The sequence below is a fragment of the Streptomyces sp. NPDC090499 genome (assembly GCF_044769305.1).
GTDB lineage: Bacteria > Actinomycetota > Actinomycetes > Streptomycetales > Streptomycetaceae > Streptomyces.
The window spans coordinates 1-17,504 of sequence record NZ_JBIVXP010000005.1 but is presented as its reverse complement, the minus strand read 5'-3'; the positions used below and the strand labels follow the sequence as shown (position 1 = coordinate 17,504).

General features: G+C 67.9%; 10 protein-coding genes and 1 pseudogene. 2 read left to right on the top strand and 9 right to left on the bottom strand.

What is annotated here, in order from left to right:
• Positions 1-198 precede the first annotated feature (198 nt).
• The 6 genes from ACIQVL_RS19340 to ACIQVL_RS19315 all read right to left on the bottom strand — a co-directional run bounded on the left by ACIQVL_RS19340 (position 199) and on the right by ACIQVL_RS19315 (position 8,167).
• On the bottom strand, positions 199-2,043 hold the full coding sequence (locus tag ACIQVL_RS19340; protein ID WP_403442663.1) for an RICIN domain-containing protein: 1,845 nt from the start codon (positions 2,041-2,043) through the stop codon (positions 199-201).
• Positions 2,044-2,122: 79 nt separating this feature from the next.
• Complete coding sequence (locus tag ACIQVL_RS19335; protein WP_403475927.1) at positions 2,123-3,862, bottom strand: amylo-alpha-1,6-glucosidase; 1,740 nt, start codon at positions 3,860-3,862, stop codon at positions 2,123-2,125.
• Positions 3,863-3,939: 77 nt separating this feature from the next.
• Positions 3,940-4,764 (bottom strand): carbohydrate ABC transporter permease, encoded by an 825-nt coding sequence (locus tag ACIQVL_RS19330; protein ID WP_403442667.1) that lies wholly within the window; start codon positions 4,762-4,764, stop codon positions 3,940-3,942.
• Positions 4,761-5,747 (bottom strand): carbohydrate ABC transporter permease, encoded by a 987-nt coding sequence (locus ACIQVL_RS19325; protein WP_403442670.1) that lies wholly within the window; start codon positions 5,745-5,747, stop codon positions 4,761-4,763. The genes ACIQVL_RS19330 and ACIQVL_RS19325 overlap by 4 nt, the downstream gene beginning before the upstream one ends.
• 7 nt (positions 5,748-5,754) lie before the next feature.
• The gene (locus ACIQVL_RS19320) at positions 5,755-7,002 is read right to left on the bottom strand and encodes an extracellular solute-binding protein (protein WP_403442673.1); all 1,248 of its coding nucleotides are present in this window, start codon (positions 7,000-7,002) and stop codon (positions 5,755-5,757) included.
• A gap of 142 nt (positions 7,003-7,144) precedes the next feature.
• Positions 7,145-8,167 carry a LacI family DNA-binding transcriptional regulator gene (locus ACIQVL_RS19315; protein ID WP_403442708.1) on the bottom strand — a complete coding sequence of 341 codons (1,023 nt, stop codon included), beginning with the start codon at positions 8,165-8,167 and terminating at the stop codon, positions 7,145-7,147.
• Positions 8,168-8,588: 421 nt separating this feature from the next.
• Here ACIQVL_RS19315 and ACIQVL_RS19310 point away from each other — a divergent pair, with 421 nt between their 5' ends.
• On the top strand, positions 8,589-12,245 hold the full coding sequence (locus tag ACIQVL_RS19310) for a LamG-like jellyroll fold domain-containing protein (RefSeq protein WP_403475926.1): 3,657 nt from the start codon (positions 8,589-8,591) through the stop codon (positions 12,243-12,245).
• 457 nt (positions 12,246-12,702) lie between these two features.
• Positions 12,703-12,840: pseudogene (locus tag ACIQVL_RS19305) on the top strand (pyridoxamine 5'-phosphate oxidase); the annotation flags it as partial.
• Positions 12,841-14,185: 1,345 nt separating this feature from the next.
• On the opposite strand, the gene ACIQVL_RS19300 reads toward ACIQVL_RS19305, so the two are convergent.
• From ACIQVL_RS19300 to ACIQVL_RS19290, 3 genes are all read right to left on the bottom strand, one after another.
• Positions 14,186-14,779, bottom strand: coding sequence for a DUF4352 domain-containing protein (locus tag ACIQVL_RS19300; RefSeq protein WP_403442678.1), 594 nt, complete (start codon positions 14,777-14,779; stop codon positions 14,186-14,188).
• Positions 14,780-15,674: 895 nt separating this feature from the next.
• Positions 15,675-15,827 carry a hypothetical protein gene (locus ACIQVL_RS19295; protein WP_403442679.1) on the bottom strand — a complete coding sequence of 51 codons (153 nt, stop codon included), beginning with the start codon at positions 15,825-15,827 and terminating at the stop codon, positions 15,675-15,677.
• Between the two features lies 1 nt (position 15,828).
• Positions 15,829-17,259: a hypothetical protein gene (locus tag ACIQVL_RS19290; protein ID WP_403442681.1), complete on the bottom strand. Its 1,431-nt coding sequence runs from the start codon at positions 17,257-17,259 to the stop codon at positions 15,829-15,831.
• Between the last annotated feature and the right edge of the window lie 245 nt (positions 17,260-17,504).

The window sequence follows — 17,504 nt, the reverse complement described above, 5'->3', positions numbered from 1 at the left end:
CCATGCCGATAGGGCAGAGACATCCACATGAGCGGGATGACGACCGAGCACGAGCGCGTGGAGCGCAGGCGCGCAGTCCAATTTCTCGCGGTATCTCCAAGAAACGGACCTTGTAACTCAGCAACCTCGGCCGACCCGGTGAAACGTGGGTGACCGTTCGGCGGCAGCACCGGACGGTCACCCGCGCGAGGAGAGGCATCAGCTCTTGCCGGCGAGTCTCCAGATCTGGTTCTTCTTGGTGCTCAGCGCACTCGCCGCGTCGCAGGTCCACTGGTGGATGAGTGCTCGCGGCTGGGTGGAGACGTTGGAGACGTCGACGCACTTGCCGCTGTGGACGGCGGCGAGCTGGTAGTCCTGGCTGTTGCCGAGCGCGGTGACGGGGTTGAGGGTGAACATCTGGTTGGTCTGGCCGTTGCACGTGTTCTGGATGACGGCGGCGCCGTCCGCGGTCGAGTCACCGGAGACGTCCAGGCACTTGCCGCTGAGCTCGTTGACCACCGTGTAGGTGTTCGTCCGCCCGGCAACCGGCTTGAAGTCGAGCATCTGCTGGTAGCCGCCCTCGCAGTAGTACTGCTGGTACTGGGTGCCGTCGGCGGTGCTCAGGTTGGTGTCGTCCAGGCACTGGCCGCTGTTCTCGCTCACCGCGACCGTGGAGATGGTGGTGTTGGACGGCGGGAGAAGGGTGATCGTGTAGCCGTCCTTGGCGTTGGTGTACGGGACGGTCAGAGAGGCGACGTTGTTGCTGACGGTCAGGGTGGTGTCGGAGATGGTGGTGGGTCCGGTGACTGCGGCACCGCTGTTGTAGGGGATGCGCTGGACGACGGCGCGGACCTGACCGCTCTCCACAACCGAGGTGGTGTTCAGGCCGGTGAGGTTGACGGTGACCGTGCCGGTGTTGCCGTTGCTGCCGAGCAGGATCTTGGCGTTCTTGGCGCTGTTGTCCTTGGTGGCCAGGCCATCGGTGTTGGTGCCGGGGATGTAGTTGACGATGTTGCCGGTCTGCGAGCCGTAGTAGCGGTACATGAACCACTCGCCGAGCGGCAGGTACTGGCCGGAGCTGTTCTTCGTCAGCAGGTTCGCCTCGTTGTTGTGCAGGGCGGTGCCCGAGGCCCAGTTGCCGCGCAGGCCGTCGGCGCCGGCCCGCTCCAGACGGCCGATGAACCAGGCGCCGCCGCCCGGGGACTGCATGGACAGGGTGGCGTACTCGTTGATCTGGTAGGGGCGGGTGTTCGTCAGCCCTGCCGCGGAGATGGTCGAGTTGGCGCGGCCCACGTCGGTGACCGGGTCACCGGGCTCGTCGTGCCAGCTGTAGATGTCGGGGGCGACGTTGTTGGCCTTGACGTAGTTCAGGTACGTCGTCCACCAGGCGTAGGACGAGTTCGGCTGGCCGGCGATGCTGGGGCCGACGATCAGCTGGTTGGGGAACGCGGCGCGCACCTTGGCGTAGAAACGCGACCACATCTGCAGGTACTGGGTCTGTGAGGCGCCCCAGAACGGTGCGTTGTCGGGCTCGTTCCACAGGTCCCACTCGACCGTCATGTTGTTGGCCTGGACGTCGCTGATGAGCTGGTTGACGAAGTTGTCGAACTGCGTCCAGTCACCGTTGTCACCGGGCCAGCCCTGGCTGGTCGTGCTGTCGGCGCCCCACAGGTCGTGTGGTAGCAGCACGAACGTGCCTCCGAGGGCGGCGGTCCGCTTGTACTGCGCCAGAGTCGAGTTCCAGCGGGTCTGGTAGTCGGCGAGGCTGGTGGCGTAGCCGCCGCTGTTGAGCTGTGCGCCGCCGGCCCGCATGAAGTGCCACTTGATGTCCGTGAAGAAGTGGTCCTGCGGGAGCGAGCCGTCCGGCGTCATGCCGTAGATCATGCCGGAGGCGTGGTAGGTGGGAGTGCCGCCAGCAGTGGCGAAGTCGACGGTGACGCTGGTGTCCGCGGCCCGGGAGGCGGCGGCTGGCACCAGGGTCGAGGCCAGGGCTGCCATGAGGACGGCGACGGACGCGGCCGCGCGACGTCTGGTGCGGTAGGTGGTTTCGGGGACTGCTCTCAACGGCTTCACTGTGCGGCTCCTGGGGGAAGGAGAGAAACCAGGGCCGGTCCGGCCCCGGGGCTGTGTGGGAGGCGGCCGGTCAGTGGCCGTCTCGGTGTGCGTACGCTTCCGCGAGGAGGAGGTAGCAGCTGGCGGTCCAGGTGTAGGCGCGGTCGCGCAGGCCCATTCCGGTGACGGCGTCGAAGTTCTCGGCGAAGCCGTGGGTCTCGCACAGGGCGCGGAAGCGGGCGCTGACGTCGTCGGCCAGCCGGTGGTGTCCGGCGCGGCGCAGGCCGTCCTCGACGAGGACGGTGGCCGGGGCCCAGATCGGGCCGCGCCAGTAGCCGTCGGCGAGGTAGTGCGGCGAAGTGGTCAGTTCGGTGGCCAGCCCGTACGGGGTGAGGTGGGCCTTGATGCGGTCGGCCAGCGCGCTGCTGATCTCGTCGGGCAGGTGCTCGCCCAGCGCGATGGCCATCAGGTCTAGGAGGCTGGCGCTGCTCCAGGTGTCCCCACTGGCGACTCCCCGGGCGACGAACCGCTCTCCGGTCCAGAGCTCGTCGAGCAGTGCGGTCTGTGTCTTCTCAGCTGCGGCCGTCCAACAGCGTGCCACATCCTCCTTGCCCAGCTCCTCGGCCAACTGGGCGAGTTCGTGCAGTTGGAGCACGAGGAAGGCGGCCAGGTCGGCGGTGACGACCACGCGCTCGGGGTCGAAAGTAGTGGCGTTGTCCCATCCGCTGTCGTTGCCGTGCTGGTAGTGGGCCAGTTCGGTGCCGGGGGTCCGTCGCGCGGTCAGCCAGAAGGTGGTCCAGCGCTCCAACCGGTCATACGCCTGGGTCAGTTGCTCCTGGTCGGGAGGTACTGGCAGGAGCCGGCGGAGGCGACCGAAGGCCCAGCCGTGGATGGGCGGCTTGACGAAGTTGTACAGAACCTCGGAGTGGGTGACCGAGTCGGGCAGGGCACCGCTGTCGTCCTGGTGGTCGAAGGGCAGGGCGAACTGGTCCAGGGCGAGTTCGGGACAACCGCGGCCAAGAGCAAGGGCGTTGAAGCAGTGGTCCCAGCTCCAGACCTTGTCCATCCAGTGCTTGGACATCAGCACGGCGGGCCGGGTGACCAGGCCCGCCGGCCGTACTGTCGCCGACCAGACCACGTAGGCGGCGAGTTCGGCCGCCGGCGTGGCGGCCGAACGCCAGGGTGCCACCGCGTCCAGGAAGTCCGCGAACGCACGTCGCGCGGACTCCACGACGTCTTCGAAGGTCCCCGAGGGCACGTAGGGCGGGCGGGCGGTGTCGAGTTCGTCGATCGCGATCTCCCAGGTCCCGTCCGCGTCCGCCGTCACGCCGACACCGCGGTCGACGCTACCCAGGGCCTGCGCTCCGGCCACCTCGGCGAGGGTGCCGGACAACACGGTGACGCGGTAGCGGCGCCCGGTCTCGTACGAGGTGAACACGTGCGCGTCCGCCGCCGGGTCGTGGAAGAAGTACGTGCCACTGAACGGTGTCAGGGCCTTGGCGGCGGCGAAGACGCCGATGCCCAGGCCGCTGCCCCGCAGGCGTACGATCTCCGGCGACTCGTAGGCGAGGTCGACGCGCCCGTTCTCGCCGATCCAGCTGAGCAGGCCCGGTGTCGCCACGACGCGAGCCTCGGCACAGTCGCCCTCAGCCGTGGTGTTCAGGGGGACCAGGCGCAGGACTCCGTGCATGCCGTTTTGGTGAGACACGAGGTGGAGGTCCTCGGCGTGTGTCTTCTCCGCTACCACGTATGAGATGTCGAACCAGGATCCGTAGGTGCTGAACGGGATGTCGTGGACGGAGAAGGCCGGGCCGGGTGGGGCGGCGGTCATGGTGGCGTGACTCGTTTCTGGAGCAGGGGGCAGCAGCGGACTGGCGACTGGCCGGTCGCGCCGGCGGGTTGGGCGGTTCAGTCCTTGACGGCGCCGGCGGTCACCCCGGCGGCGACGTACCGCTGGGCGAGGACGAGGATCACGGCGGCCGGAAGCGAGGCCACGACGGCGGTGGCCATGATCGCGTTCCACTGCTGGTTGTTGTTGCCGATGTAGTGGTAGATACCGAGGGTGATCGGCTCATGGGCGCCGCCGTTGACCAGGGTGCTGGCGAAGACGAAGTCGGACCAGGACCACAGGAACGCGAACAGTGAGACGGTGACGACAGCATTTCGGCTCATCGGCAGCACGACTGACCAGAAGGTGCGCAGGGCCTTCGCTCCGTCCACCTGCGCGGCCTGGAGGAGTTCGCCGGGGATGCCGGACATGAACGCCGTGAAGATCAGGACCGCGAAGGGTACGGCCAGGGTGGAGTCAGCGACGATCAGGCCGGGGACGGACTGGAGCAGGCCGAGCTGCAGGTAGATGGCGTAGAAGCCCATCGCCATGATGATGCCGGGGATCATCTGGGCGGCCAGCAGGACGAAGCTGAGGATGCCGCCACCGCGCGGGCGCAGCTTGGCCAGTGCGTAACCGGCCGGGGCGGACAGGGCGACAGACAGGGCGACGGTGCCCAGACCGATGACGAGGCTGGTGCCGAGGTAGGGCAACTGCTCGTCGAGGACGGTGCGGTAGCCGGCCAGGGTGCCGTGCAGCGGCAGCAGATCCGGCGGGCTCTTCCGCATGTCCTGGTCCCGGGTGAGGGAGACGTTGACCATCCAGTAGACCGGGAAGAGCATGATCCCGGTCAGCACGACGCCGATCGCGGTCTTCACCCAGGTATGCCTGCTTATGTGGCTCATGACAGCGCCTGCCTTCTCTGTACGCGGACGTAGGCCAGGCCGAAGACCAGGGCGGCGACCACGAGCAGGTTGCCGACGGCCGCACCCGGGCCGAAGGCGGGCAGCAGGTTGCCGAAGCCGAGCTGGTAGGACCAGGTGGCGAAGGTGGTGGAGGAGTCCGCCGGGCCGCCCTTGGTCATGATCCAGATGATGTCGAAGACCTTGAGCGTGTAGACCAGCCCCAGCAGCAGGGTGATCGCGGAGACCGGACGCAGCAGCGGGAAGGTGATGGACCAGAACCGGCGCCAGGCTCCCGCCCCGTCGAGGGCGGCAGCCTCGTACAGGCCGGCGGGGATGGACTGGAGGCCGCTGTAGAGGACGACCAGGTTGAACGGGACTCCGATCCAGATGTTCGCGATGATCACTGAGGTCAGCGACCAGGACGGCGAGGTCAGCCAGTTCACCGGCCCGATGCCGACGGCCTGCAGGACGGCGTTGACGACGCCCGACTCGCTGTTGAGCATCCACGACCAGGTGGAGGCCGACACGATCAGCGGCAGCAGCCACGGTACGAGGAACAGGGCGCGCAGGGTGGCCGAGAGCCGGAAGTTCTGGTTGAAGAAGACGGCGAGGGCGAGCCCGATGGCGTACTGGAAGATCAGGCACACGGCGGTGAAGACCACCGTGTGCAGCAGGGCCGGGGCGAAGGTCGGATCGGCGAACACCTTGCGGTAGTTCGCCGGGCCCGTGAACGGCGCGTCGCCCTGGACGAAGGAGCGGACGGTGTAGTCGCGCAGGCTCAGGTCGAGGTTGCGGTAGAGCGGATAGGCGTAGAAGAGGGCGAGATAGAGGGTCACCGGGGCGAGGAATCCCCAGGCGGCCCACTGAGTGGACGTGGGCCGGGGGCGCTTCCCGCTGCGGGCTCGGGGCGGGGCGGCGGCGGGCGCCGCCCCGATCCGGATGCGCTCGGACCGGTGGTCCAGCGGGTGTGTCGTCTGCTTCATCGGCACGTCACTTGGCCGCAGCCTGCGCCGCGGACAGCGCGTCCTTGGGCGACTTGGAGCCGCTGAGGGCGGACTGGACGGCCTTCCACATCTGCTCGGAGATCTTGGGGTACTTGGTGCCCAGGTCGTCGCTGGTGCGGCCCTTGGCCGCCTTGACCGCGTCGACCCACGGCTTCAGCTCGGCGTTCGCGGCCACCTGCTTGTCCTGAACCTCGCCGGTCGGGGCCACGTAGGACAGGGTGGTGTCGGTGGTGTAGAGGTTGGCGGTGCTGGTCAGGCAGGTCGCCAGCTTCTGTGAGGTGGCGTAGCGGGCGGTGTCCTTCTGGACGGGGATGGTCACGAACTCGCCGCCGGTCGGGGCCGCGGCGTTGCCGCCGTTCACGCCGGGGATGGGCAGCACGCCGTAGTCGAAGCCGGCCTTCTTGGCGTTTGCGAGCTGCCATGTGCCGTTCTCGCTAAACGCGTAGTCGCCGCTGGCGAACTCCTGCCAGCTGGTGGTCTGGGTGTTGTTGAGCACCGAGTTGGGGGCGTATCCCTGACTCAGCCAGCCCTTCCACAACGAGAGCGCCGACACGGCCTGGGCGGAGTCGAGTTCGGTCAGCTTCGCGCCCGACCCCCAGAACCAGGGCAGGAACTGGAAGCTGCCCTCCTCGGTGCCGATCGCCGAGAAGGTGATGCCCTTCTTGCCGGCCTTCTTGACCTTCGCCAGCGCCGCCGTCAGCGTGTCCCAGTCCTTGACCGAGGCGATGTCCACGCCGGCCGCCTTCAGGACCTTCTTGTTGTAGTAGAGGGCCAGGGTGTTGGCGCCGATGGGTGTGCCGTAGGTCTTCCCGCCCAGCTGGCCGGCCGCGAGCAGGTTGGGGTCGACCTTCGAGGTGTCCAGCTTGTTGTCGTCGGTGGTGGTGAGCACGCCTGCCTCGGCCAGGGTCGACACCACCGGGTTGTCGACGATGAGCACGTCCGGGGAGTTGCCCTGTTGCGCCGCCAGCAGCGTCTTGTTGCCCAGGTCGCTGGTGTCGAAGCCGGTCCGCTTGATCTTCACTCCGGCCTTGGTGCCGCACTGGTCGAGCAGCTTCGCCCAGTCCGAGGTCTTGTCGAACTGCGGGTACGGGTCCCAGACGGTGTACGTACCGCTGCCGACGCCCTTGGTGTCGCTGCTGCCCGAGCCGGAGGAGCAGGCGGTGGCGGTGACGGCCACCGTGAGGACGGTGGCGGCCGCGGCGGCCAGGCGGCGCTGTCTGGAGGTGTTGTTCATCGCGAGGGTTCCTTTGTTCTGGGCATGCTGGCGCCGAGGCACGGGCCAGCGAAGGAGTGGCGGGCACGGCGAACGGCACTGTCGGGCCGTTCGGGCGTCCGTGAGGTGAAGGGAATCGAGGAGCAGGGCTACGCGAGTGCGGTCAGAGCGCGGTGCCGGTGCCGGCGGGTCCGGTGCTGGCCCGCAGGGAGATCGGCGGGGCGAGGAGGTGGTGCCGCGGCGGCGCGTCGGGATGGTCGAGGCGCTCCACCAGCAGGTCGACGGCGCGCCGGCCCATCTCCTCCGCCGGTACGTCGGCCGCGGTGAGCTGCGGGGTCACCGTCTCCGCCCACCGACCGGCCACGACCCCGGTGACGGAGAAGTCACGCGGCACATGGCGGCCCGCCTCCGCGAGCCCCCGGTAGAGACCGCCCAGCGCGGCCTCGTTCAGCGTGACCAGACCGGTAGTGGCCGGCTCGTCGTGCAGGATCTTCTCAAGGCAGGCCTGGCCGGATGCGGCGTCATCCCCGCAGCTGTACGCCCGCATGGTCAGACCGCGCTCGGCCGCGGCCTTGGTGAAGCCCTCCAGGCCGCGGTGCGCGGACTCGTATCCGGCCCGCAGCAGCTGATCGGGACGGTTGACGAAGGCGATCCGGCGATGGCCGAGGTCCGCAAGGTGGTGGACACACGCCGCCGCAAGGGCGGTGTGATCGAGCCCGACCCACCAGCCGCCTTCCGGGTGGGCGGTACGGCCGATGGCGACCGAGGGAAAGCCCAGTTCTGCCAGGTGGTCGACCCGGTCGTCCGCCAGCCTGATCTCCATCAGGATCGCGCCGTCGACGCGGCGTTCCCCCAGCAGCCGTTGGAAGGAGCGGTCGCTGTCCACACCGCTCGGTGACAGCAGTACGTCGTAGTCGTAGGTGGCGGCGGCCTCCACCACACTGCCGATGAAATCCAGCTGCATCCCGGTGTAGTGGTTGCCCGCCGGCGGGAAGACCAGCCCGATCGTGTTGGTCCGGCCGTTGGCAAGGGCCCGGGCGGTCGCGTTCGGGCGGTAGCCCAACTCGTCGATGACCTGCTGGATCTTCCGGCGCGTGTCGTCCGAGACCGGGCGCTTGCCGCTCAGCGCGTACGACACGGTGCTCCGCGAGACACCGGCCCGGCGGGCGATCTCACCGATGTTCACGGCGGCTCCTAGCTCGAACCGGTTCGACTCCTCGATGGAGAGAGTACTCATCGGCTCACGAGAGTGGGTGGTGGAACGCGACGCGGATCCGATCGTCGAACCGGTTCGCGTGAAGTGAAAGTAGAAACAGCAGCATCCACTGTCAACACCCCCGACGCGACTTTCCTGTCCGGTAGAAGGTCCGGTTTTCTTTCGCTCGGGGGATTGAGGGTCAGGATTCCATGGTGCTAGCTTCCCCGAACCGGTTCGATGAAGTGATCCTTCTGGCGACCGCAAGGCGGTTCCGCACCTCCGCTGGAGCCGAAGGGCCCGCCCTCCGCCGTCCGACGACTTCTCCTGCTACCGCGCGCTCTGGATCGAACCGGTTCGACATATGTCGACACGCCGTTACGCTGATACACAAGGATTGAGGACGCGATCCATGCCATCCGCTGACAGATCCGACCGGCGCCGGGCCCCGGCCGCAGTGGCGCTGACCCTCGGCGCGGGCCTGCTGGCCGCTCCCGCCGTGCCCGCACAGGCGGCCGAGACGCCTCAGCCCACCGCCCACTACACCTTCGACCAGGACGACCTCGCCTCCGGCAGGATCACCGACAGCTCCGGCAACGGTCTGACGGCGACCCTGGTGAATGCCTCCACCGCCGAGTCGGTCGCGGGCACGGACGGGGGCAGGGCGCTGTCTCTGCCCGGTGGGGCGCCGACCTCCGACGGGGCGTACGTCCGCCTGCCCCGGGAAGTCCTCGGTGACGCGAGTGACTTGACGGTCTCGGCCCGGGTGAAGTGGAGCGGTGACAAGTCAGCGTGGCAGCGGATCTTCGATCTGGGCACCGGTACCGGCAGGTACCTGTTCACCACGCCGTCCAACGGCAGCGTGCTGCGCACCGCCGTGACCACCGGCGGCGGCGGTGCGGAGGCACAGGTGTCCGGTTACGCGCCGCTGCCCGTCGACGGCTGGCGGACGGTCACCGTCACCCTCGACGCCGCCGCCCAGCGGGTCACCACCTACCTCGACGGCGTCGCCGTCTCCTCGGCCGCCACGACCGTCAGGGCCAGGGACCTGCTGGACGGTTCGGCCGCCGTGGCCGGCTACATCGGGAAGTCCTTCTACCAGGACCCGCTGCTCCGGGGTGCGATAGACGACTTCACCGTCTGGCACTCGGCGCTCACCGCCGAGCAGGTGGTGGCCACGGTCGCGAGCGTGCCCACCCTGACGCAGCTCTCGCAGACGTCCTTCGACGTCCGTACGATGACCGGAACCGCCCCGTCGTTGCCCGTCTCGGTCCGCTCTGCCTTCTCCGACGGCTACGACCGCGACACGCCGGTCACCTGGGACACCGTACCGCCCGAGAAGTACGCCGGTACGGGCACCTTCACGGTGACCGGAACCGCGTCCGGGCAGACCGTGCGGGCAACGGTCACCGTGGTCCGCGAGGGAGCGCTCACCGTCGACCTCGGCTCGGACACCGGCACCTTCCACGGCGGCGCCTCCGGCACGCTCTACGGCGTGTACGGACCGGACGTCCCCACCGGCAACCTCATCGAGGGCATGGGCCTGCGCACGGTCTCCACCAAGGCCCAGGACGGCCCGCAGCACCCCGGCGCCGACGCGCTGGACGTGGTCAGGCCGCTGGCCGACGCCACCGATGGTGATGTGTACATCTACATGACCGACATCAACCGGGGATTCCCGTACGAGTGGCCGGGCGACACCCCCGCGGAGAAGCTGAAGCTCTACGAGGAGAAGATCGGCAAGCAGGTCGACCAGGTCCTGCAGTTGCCGAAGCAGTATCAGGACAACATCGTCTTCGTGCCGTTCAATGAGCCCGAGGGCAACATGTTCGGCACCGGTGACTGGAGCTACGACAAGGTCAGCTGGCTGACCGACCCGAAGGACTTCTTCGCCGCCTGGGACTCCGCCTACAAGCTCATCAAGGGCAGGATGCCGGACGCCCGCATCGCCGGCCCCAACACCAGCGTCCTGTTCGACCAGGTGAAGGTCTTCCTCACGCACACCCTGGCGGCCGGCACGCTCCCCGACGTGATCACCTGGCACGAGCTCAGCCACCCGGAGGCGGTGCGCCAGAGCGTCGCCAGGTACCGGGCGTGGGAGAAGGACCTGTTCAAGGGCACCGACCGGGAAGGCACCCGACTCCCGATCAACATCAACGAGTACGCCTTCAATTACCACACCTCCGTCCCCGGCCAGATGATCCAGTGGGTCTCCGCGATCGAGGAGTCCAAGGTGGACGCCGACATCGCGTACTGGAACATCGACGGCAACCTCTCCGACTCCGCGGTGCAGTCCAACCGCGGCAACGGCCAGTGGTGGCTGCTGCACTCCTACGCCTCGATGAGCGGGCACACGGTGAACGTGACACCACCGTTCCCGGGCCAGAACTACACGATGCAGGGAGTGGCCGCACTCGACGAGAAGAAGAAGCAGTCCCGGCTTGTCTTCGGCGGCTCCACCGGCAGGGGGCACATCACTTTCGACAACGTGCCCAGGAAGGTCTTCGGGGACAGCGTCCACGCCTGGGTGAGCGAGATCGACTGGAGCGGACAGGTCGGCGACAGCTCCGGCCCGAAGCTGCTGACGGAGACGGAGCTGAAGGTCGGTGACGACGGGAAGGTCGTCGTCGACTTCGGCGACGGCACGCTGCCGAAGCTGAAGGAGTCCTCGGCGTACGAGATCGTCCTCAGCCCGGCCGGCCGGGCGCGCGGCACCCGGTCGGCGCCGGTGCGCTGGCAGGGATCGTACGAGGCGGAGGACGCCGCCCACACCGGGTCCGGCTACTCGAAGAACGGCCCGGAGGGGTCGACGAGCGATGTGTCGAAGTTCTACACCTCCGGCGGCTACGACGTCGGCGGCCTGCGCACCGGCTCGGACGTCACGCTCGACTTCGCCGTGGACGTGCCCGAGGACGGCACCTACGACCTGAGCGTCTTCGCCAACTCCCTCAACACCTTCGACAAGGTGAAGGACCAGGGCCCCACCAACGTCTTCCTGCGGGTGGACGGCCAGGCGGCCGGCGAGCAGGAGCTGTACATGCCGCTCGGCTACAAATGGGTGGTGTGGGACCACACCGACACCAAGGTGCATCTCACCAAGGGCAGGCACACCCTGACGCTCGCCGCGAGAAGTCTCGACGGCAAGCGTGCCACCAGGGGTGACGCCATCGTCGACCGCCTCACCCTGTCCCTGCCGGACGCGTCGGCGGCCACCGAGGTCCACGAGGGCGAGCTGGCCTGGACGAGCGGCGGGGCGCACCCCGTCTACGACCTCCCGAAGCACACCCCGGCCCCCGCCACCGGCTCCGGCGCGGTCCGGGTCGCGAAGCACCAGACGGCCACGTTCTGGGTCTACTCCCCCGCCGACCGGGAGGCCACTCTCGACGTCGCCACCCTCGGCGGCGCGGACGCCCGGCTGTCCGTCAACGGGCACGACGTCCTGCACGTGACCAAGTCCCGGCACAAGGTCGCCGTCTCCCTCTCCGGTGGCATCAACAAGGTGACGGTGACCGGCCGTTCGGCCACCTTTGTCGATCGGCTGTCGGTCACGCCCACCGCCGGCACGCTCAAGGCGCGTACGTACGAGGCGCAGGACGCCGAACTCGCAGGCACGGCCTCGCCCACCCCGCTCTCCCTGGCCACCGACGGCACAGCGATCACCGGAATCGGCGGCGCCCCGGGCAACGGCAACACCGCGACGTTCACGGTCGCCGCGGACGAGCCCGGGCTGTACGCGCTGCGCATCCGCTACTCCAACCCCGAGCAGTCCGAGGCCACCCACTACAACCCGGACCCGCTCGCCCGCCACGCCGACATCACCGTCAACGACGGCGAGGTACACCGTGTCGGCTTCCCCCACACCTTCCACCAGAACAACTTCTGGGAGCTGACCGTCCCCGTGCACCTGAAGAAGGGAAGGAACACGATCGCCTTCCGCTCCGAGGAACTGCCGAACTTCGACGGGACCACCTACGCCTCGGACACCTTCCCCGGGGTGCTGCTCCGCTCCCGTTACGCACCCCTGATCGACCGGATGGTCGTCACGCCGTACGCGCACGAGGTGCGATGAAGTGACTGACCACCGGCAATGAAGCGACGTGCGCTTCGGCCGGGTGGCCGCCCCCTGCCCCGCGGGCCCCGTCCGACGGGCAGGCTGCGGCTGCCGGTCGCCGAAGTCAGTACGTACGAACCCTTCATGGTTGCGGCGCGTCTCCTCACCGGCGCTCTTGTGCGTCAGCCACTCGTGCGTCGGCAAGCTCGGCCGGGTACACCGGCGATGCCACTGACCTGGCGGCACCCAGACTCCTGAAGCGGGCACAGCTGTACGTCGGCGCCCCGGCGAAGGCGGCGCCGGCCCGCAGCGGGCCCAGTCGGTGGTGCAATCAAGTATGTGCGTCTGGGCGATGCAGCCACTCTCGTACGTGCTCCAGATCGACTGATGGGTGGCCGCCGACTCTTCCCTCGCACCGGACGACAACGGTGACTGGCCGGAACGCCGGTGACGGAACCGCACTTCCCGGGAACCTAGTGGAGCCTGGAAGCCCGAGCAGTGGGAGGCGGCGGACGCCCAGCCGACCTTGGCCGAGGGAACGCCAGTCCAGCTGCGGATGCCGGAACCGACGATCGCCAACATCAAGCAGGTAGAGGCGGACTCGCTTAACTGATCGTTTCAGAAAGAAGTGTCTGGTCAGGCGGTTGTGCGCTGCGAAGATGCGATTTCGACTCGGCAGTGATGGGCAGGCCGCATGATGACGCAGTGGCATCTCTTGCGAGGGGACATACTGATTCGCGAGCTCAGTGAGTACGGTTGCGATCAGCCGTTCTTCCTGGCGCGCTTCACCCCGGGGCCAGGCTGGGAGAGTGTGAGGGCGTTGTTCGAGGCATCGGCGGCCCTCAGGGAGCCGGACCCGGACGGATCTCGGACTGTCGCTGTGTTCAAGCCGTTGCAGGACCTGGAACTCAGATTGGTTCGCCCGAGCTCCAGAGCGCATCCACCGCGCCAACTCCACCTCCAGTCGCGGCAGTCGGCGTGCCAGCACCGGCCCGTACAGGCCGCGCGGAACCAGCCTGCGGACAATTGCCCTGCGAGGCCCGGACGACCCCTGTGACTTCCCTGACGCTCACCGGGGCGTTTGCGTGTGTGTCCATGTCAGCGCAGGCCGTCTGTGTCGTCGCGCTCTTCGTCGACTGGGAGTCGCCGACGGTCGTCCCACGGGCCCTCGCTGTAGAGGACCGCGGAGGATGCTTCTCGGAAGTTGAGCCTGGGCTGCTCTTCTGACGGAGCATCAATCGGGTAGGAGGTCCGGTCCCCCGGCCCTCCTACCCGATTGATACGTCGGCGTCTCGCCGTGGACATCTTCGAGTTCCGGCGGTGTCCTTGAGTAGACGTTTTGCTGCCACCGACCGGACGCGACAACGCCGCTGATCGCCGAAGCCCCCAGCAAGACACCGACCAAGGCTGCCATGGGCAGGAGCACTGGCTAGTTGCCGAAAGCAACGACGCCAACGCTCCCGCCATAGAGCCGTCAACCGATGCCAGGAATGTGAGGCACAAGCCCCTACAGGGAGCAATGAAGGCCCTCCGACCTGGGCATTTGGCTTGATCACTAGAATCCGATCCTGGACTACATCCGCCGGGTGTGGGCCAGCGCCTCATCCGCAGTCACCAGCACAAGAACCGTGGAGTCGCCCGAGCATGCCTACGAGGCCCTCACCGCGCTGCGGGTGCCACGGGCGCACCTGAACCTCGCGGAGATCGCGGGCGGCCTCCTGCAGCACGCCAGTGAGCGGCAGACCGCGGAAGGAGCCGGCATCTCCCGGACGACACTCCGGGCCGTCTACGAGACGGTCCTCAAACCAAGCGGTTGGCTGCGGCGACAGCAGCCAACCCCAAAGCCCCTGCTCTCGCGTGATTGCGCGAGCAGCGCAGTCGGTAGGTGATTGCAGGCAACTGACCAGCCGCCTGGTCATCCAGTGCACCCGAAACGGACCGCCGGGAGCTCCTCTCTCCTATGCCTTCGGGACGGTCCACTCTTTCGGCTCCTGCAACCCCGAAGGCGCGTACAGCACGGCGGCCGGTCTCTTGCCGCCCGGGACCGGGAACACCAGCTTCCCCCGCGCGCACTTGCCCGCCGTGATCGTGACCTGAACCGGGAACTCCGGCTTCGGGAAGTCGTCGTACGTGCTGCTCGACGGATCGACCCGGCTCCCGTCGCTGTAGTAGAGGGTCCAGCTTGAGTTGTCGTCCGTGTACGAACCCTTTGTCGAGCAAACCTTCAGGTCCGCGTACGCCCACACATAGCCCGACTCCCCCGCTTCTTCGCTGGCACTGCCGACGGAGGTGACGCCCTGCTTGTAGCCGAGCACGGCGACAGACCCCTCGAAGGGATCAGCGGTGTCAGAGCTCTCGAACTCCCACGGGTCACCGAAGGCGTACGTCTCGGACGACGATGACGTGTCGGCGGAAGCGCTCCCCCCGTCGGGTGTTGCTGTGACCGTCTGTGTGACGGTGACGCGGATGGTCTTGGGCTCTCCGCCGCTACTGCAGGCGGTGGCGGCAGCGCCGAGTAGCAAGGCGACGGCCATAGTTGTGCGGGTGCTCATAGTCCCCCCTGGACGTGCGTGTCGAGAGGGGCATCATGCTCGGGGCGAGGGCAGGAGCGTGGGCGCTGTGTCCGTCTTGTGACCCTGAACGGGTGACCCACCAACCGCATAGGGGATGCGATAACAGGGCCCACGGCCTGTGGTTTCGAGTAATGATGGCACGTGCTTGGCACGGCTCTCGTCGCCCGGCTTGAGCGTCCCGGCAACACCCGGGCGACGGGTGAGGGCCCGGCTTCTTGATGCCCCTACCGATGATTCGGAGCCGTCGCCCGCGCGGATGAGTGTTCCCCGGGGTGGAGCTCGCGGGCCACGGCGGCTCGACTGCCGGCGGCGGGTACAGACGGTGCAGTCGGTCGTGTTGGCCCAGCTGACGCGGGCGCCGAGCTTGGCGCGAAGCTTGCGCTCTTCGGCATTCACACCTGGGTCCCGCTGGGGGGCTGAATCGGCTCGGCTCGGTCGGACTCGCTCCGTCGCTCGCACCAGGGCCCTGTCTGTCGCGGCGCAGGCGGCTCGGGTACCGTGGCCGACCGGTTGCCGCGGCCGGGGTGCGCCATGATCCAGCGCAGCCTCCCGATGACCTCAGGCGGAGGCTCAGGGGCAGCCTCCACCAGGGCACGGATGTGGGCGAGGACATCGTCGCCCAGGATGGCCCGGCGCCGCTCGGCCGGCGTCAGGCAGTAGAGGAGACAGTCCTTCGGACGTTCCGGTCTGTGGTCTTGATTCGCAGGATCGGTCACACTGAGACCGTGCCCGACCGGACTTCGGCCTGCTCCGCCTGATCGCGGGGTTTGCCTGCGCAGATGGCTCAGCGCACGGCCGGAGGCCGAGCGGCGAGGCTGACGGCATGGCTGCCATGACGCCCGTGATCGTGTACCGCCGGTCGAGGACGGCGCCCTCAGGCGGCGTCGCCCTCGACCCCTTCATCGGCGACAGAACTGTCCAGCCAGCGCAGTGCAGCCTGAGCGATCAGCAGGGCTCGCACCGCATGTGCTGGTGTGTAGGCGCCGTCGTCAGCGTGCAGAGCTGCAAGCCCTTCGCGATCACGCACGTCAGCTGTCGGTGTCGTCGTCGGCCAGGGTCCACAGGCCGGTTCTGTCGAACGGCCACGGGTGGGCGTAGGGGTCGCCCCGGAAGTATTCACGCAGGTCGTACTGGCCAGCAGGTGGATCGGACGGCATGCTGAGGGGCGTAGCGAGTGGATCGACGGATGCTGCATAGCTCTCAGCCCATTCCATCCAGTCAGTTGCTACGCCGGACTGACGAGCTGCGGTACAGAAGGCTCGGATGTCTTCTGCCAGGCGCCACTGCTTTACCTGGTCGGCAAGGACGGCGCTGCGGTGCTCGGTGATCTGGGCTGAGCGGGCCTGCCGCAGGGTCCTGTACCAGTTCCGTTGGCGGGCCCGTTCTTCGCGCTCTCTCTCGATGCGCTGTTCCTCGGCGCGGGCGGCGCGTTCCTCCAGGTCCTGCAGGAAGTGGCCGAGCCGGTCTTCCAGTTTCCATCTCGCGCCGTCGGAGTGGCCGTAGGAGGAGCTGCCGTAGGGGCTCTGGTATGGCGAAGCGATCATGAGGCGGCCGTCGGGACGGTGGTCGTACTTGGGAGGCTTTCGGGCCCAGGGGTTCTTCTCGATGTTCTGGAGCTCCTGGGGTGTGGGCTCGTGGGGCACTTTGGCAGTACGCTCCGTGATCTCCCAGGGGTAGGCGTGGGCGCCGATACGGATCACGAGGCGGTGGGTTGCTTCGCCGCGGTGGCGGCTGCTGTCGGTGGTGACCTCGTAGCCACGTCGTTCGGCTTCGGTGATGAGGGCGTGGGCGATGCGCATAGCCCGGTCGGCGAGGTGACGCGAAATGCTGATCGGAACGACGTCGGGCCGGTCCCGGGTGTCCACGGTGGTCTTCGAACGTCCCAGTGCTTTACGCGTGCGTGCGACAAGGGCGTGGGGGTTCGACGGGAGGTGATCTGGAACCTCGACTGCGGGGACGGCAGGTGGTTCGGCAGCCTTGAGGGCTGCTTCGTCCAGGAGTTTCAGCACCACGTCGCCCTTGTCCCGGCCGCTGAAGCGCAGCTTGCAGCCGTCTGGGACGTGTCCGTGGTGCAGAGCGTGATAGTACGCGGCACGCCAGCGGGAGCGGGTCTGGGGGCCGGCGTTGGCCACGGTGACCGTTCCCTGGCCCGCGCGGAGCCTGGCCACGAGTTCCGCCCCGTCTGCCGGCGCGAGAGCAGCCTGAGCCGGGTCGTCCTTCAGCCGCTGCTCAACCGCTTCCACCTCTTTGGGATGCTTCCCGTGCTTGAGGTAGAAGCGGCCACTGGCTGTCAGCACCACCACCTCGCGCCCTGCCGGCCCACGCTCCCTCTGAATAAGTTCCCGCTGCTGCAACGCCCACAGAACACCGCTGTGCGCACTGGCTGCCTCGTACGCTTTCGGCGCCGCCGCAACCTGCTTCAGCAGCTCCAGCTGCTTCTCATTCAACGCGTACTTCACCGCCGCCTCTCCCATCTGCGGAACACCGAACCGTCACTGATGGCAGTAAGGCGCACCACCCGCCTTTAGAGCGGCCAGATCAGGAAGACTTCACCCGTGCGGGTACCCGATATGCACAATGTTGGCATTAACGGCTTGAATCGTGGCCTGAGACGCTGTTGTCTTTCCGGACATGAGGGCGGTGTTTTCGCTGGTCAGGCATAGTGCGGGTGGTTCGGTGGGAGTGGTGGCGTGTCGTGTCGTCG

Bases quoted from the DNA above. Each gene is read 5' to 3' on its own strand.
- ACIQVL_RS19320 (WP_403442673.1), bottom strand. From the start codon at position 7,002: ATGAACAACACCTCCAGACAGCGCCGCCTGGCCGCCGCGGCCGCCACC.
- ACIQVL_RS19300 (WP_403442678.1), bottom strand. From the start codon at position 14,779: ATGAGCACCCGCACAACTATGGCCGTCGCCTTGCTACTCGGCGCTGCC.
- ACIQVL_RS19335 (WP_403475927.1), bottom strand. From the start codon at position 3,862: ATGACCGCCGCCCCACCCGGCCCGGCCTTCTCCGTCCACGACATCCCG.
- ACIQVL_RS19310 (WP_403475926.1), top strand. From the start codon at position 8,589: ATGCCATCCGCTGACAGATCCGACCGGCGCCGGGCCCCGGCCGCAGTG.
- ACIQVL_RS19330 (WP_403442667.1), bottom strand. From the start codon at position 4,764: ATGAGCCACATAAGCAGGCATACCTGGGTGAAGACCGCGATCGGCGTC.
- ACIQVL_RS19325 (WP_403442670.1), bottom strand. From the start codon at position 5,747: ATGAAGCAGACGACACACCCGCTGGACCACCGGTCCGAGCGCATCCGG.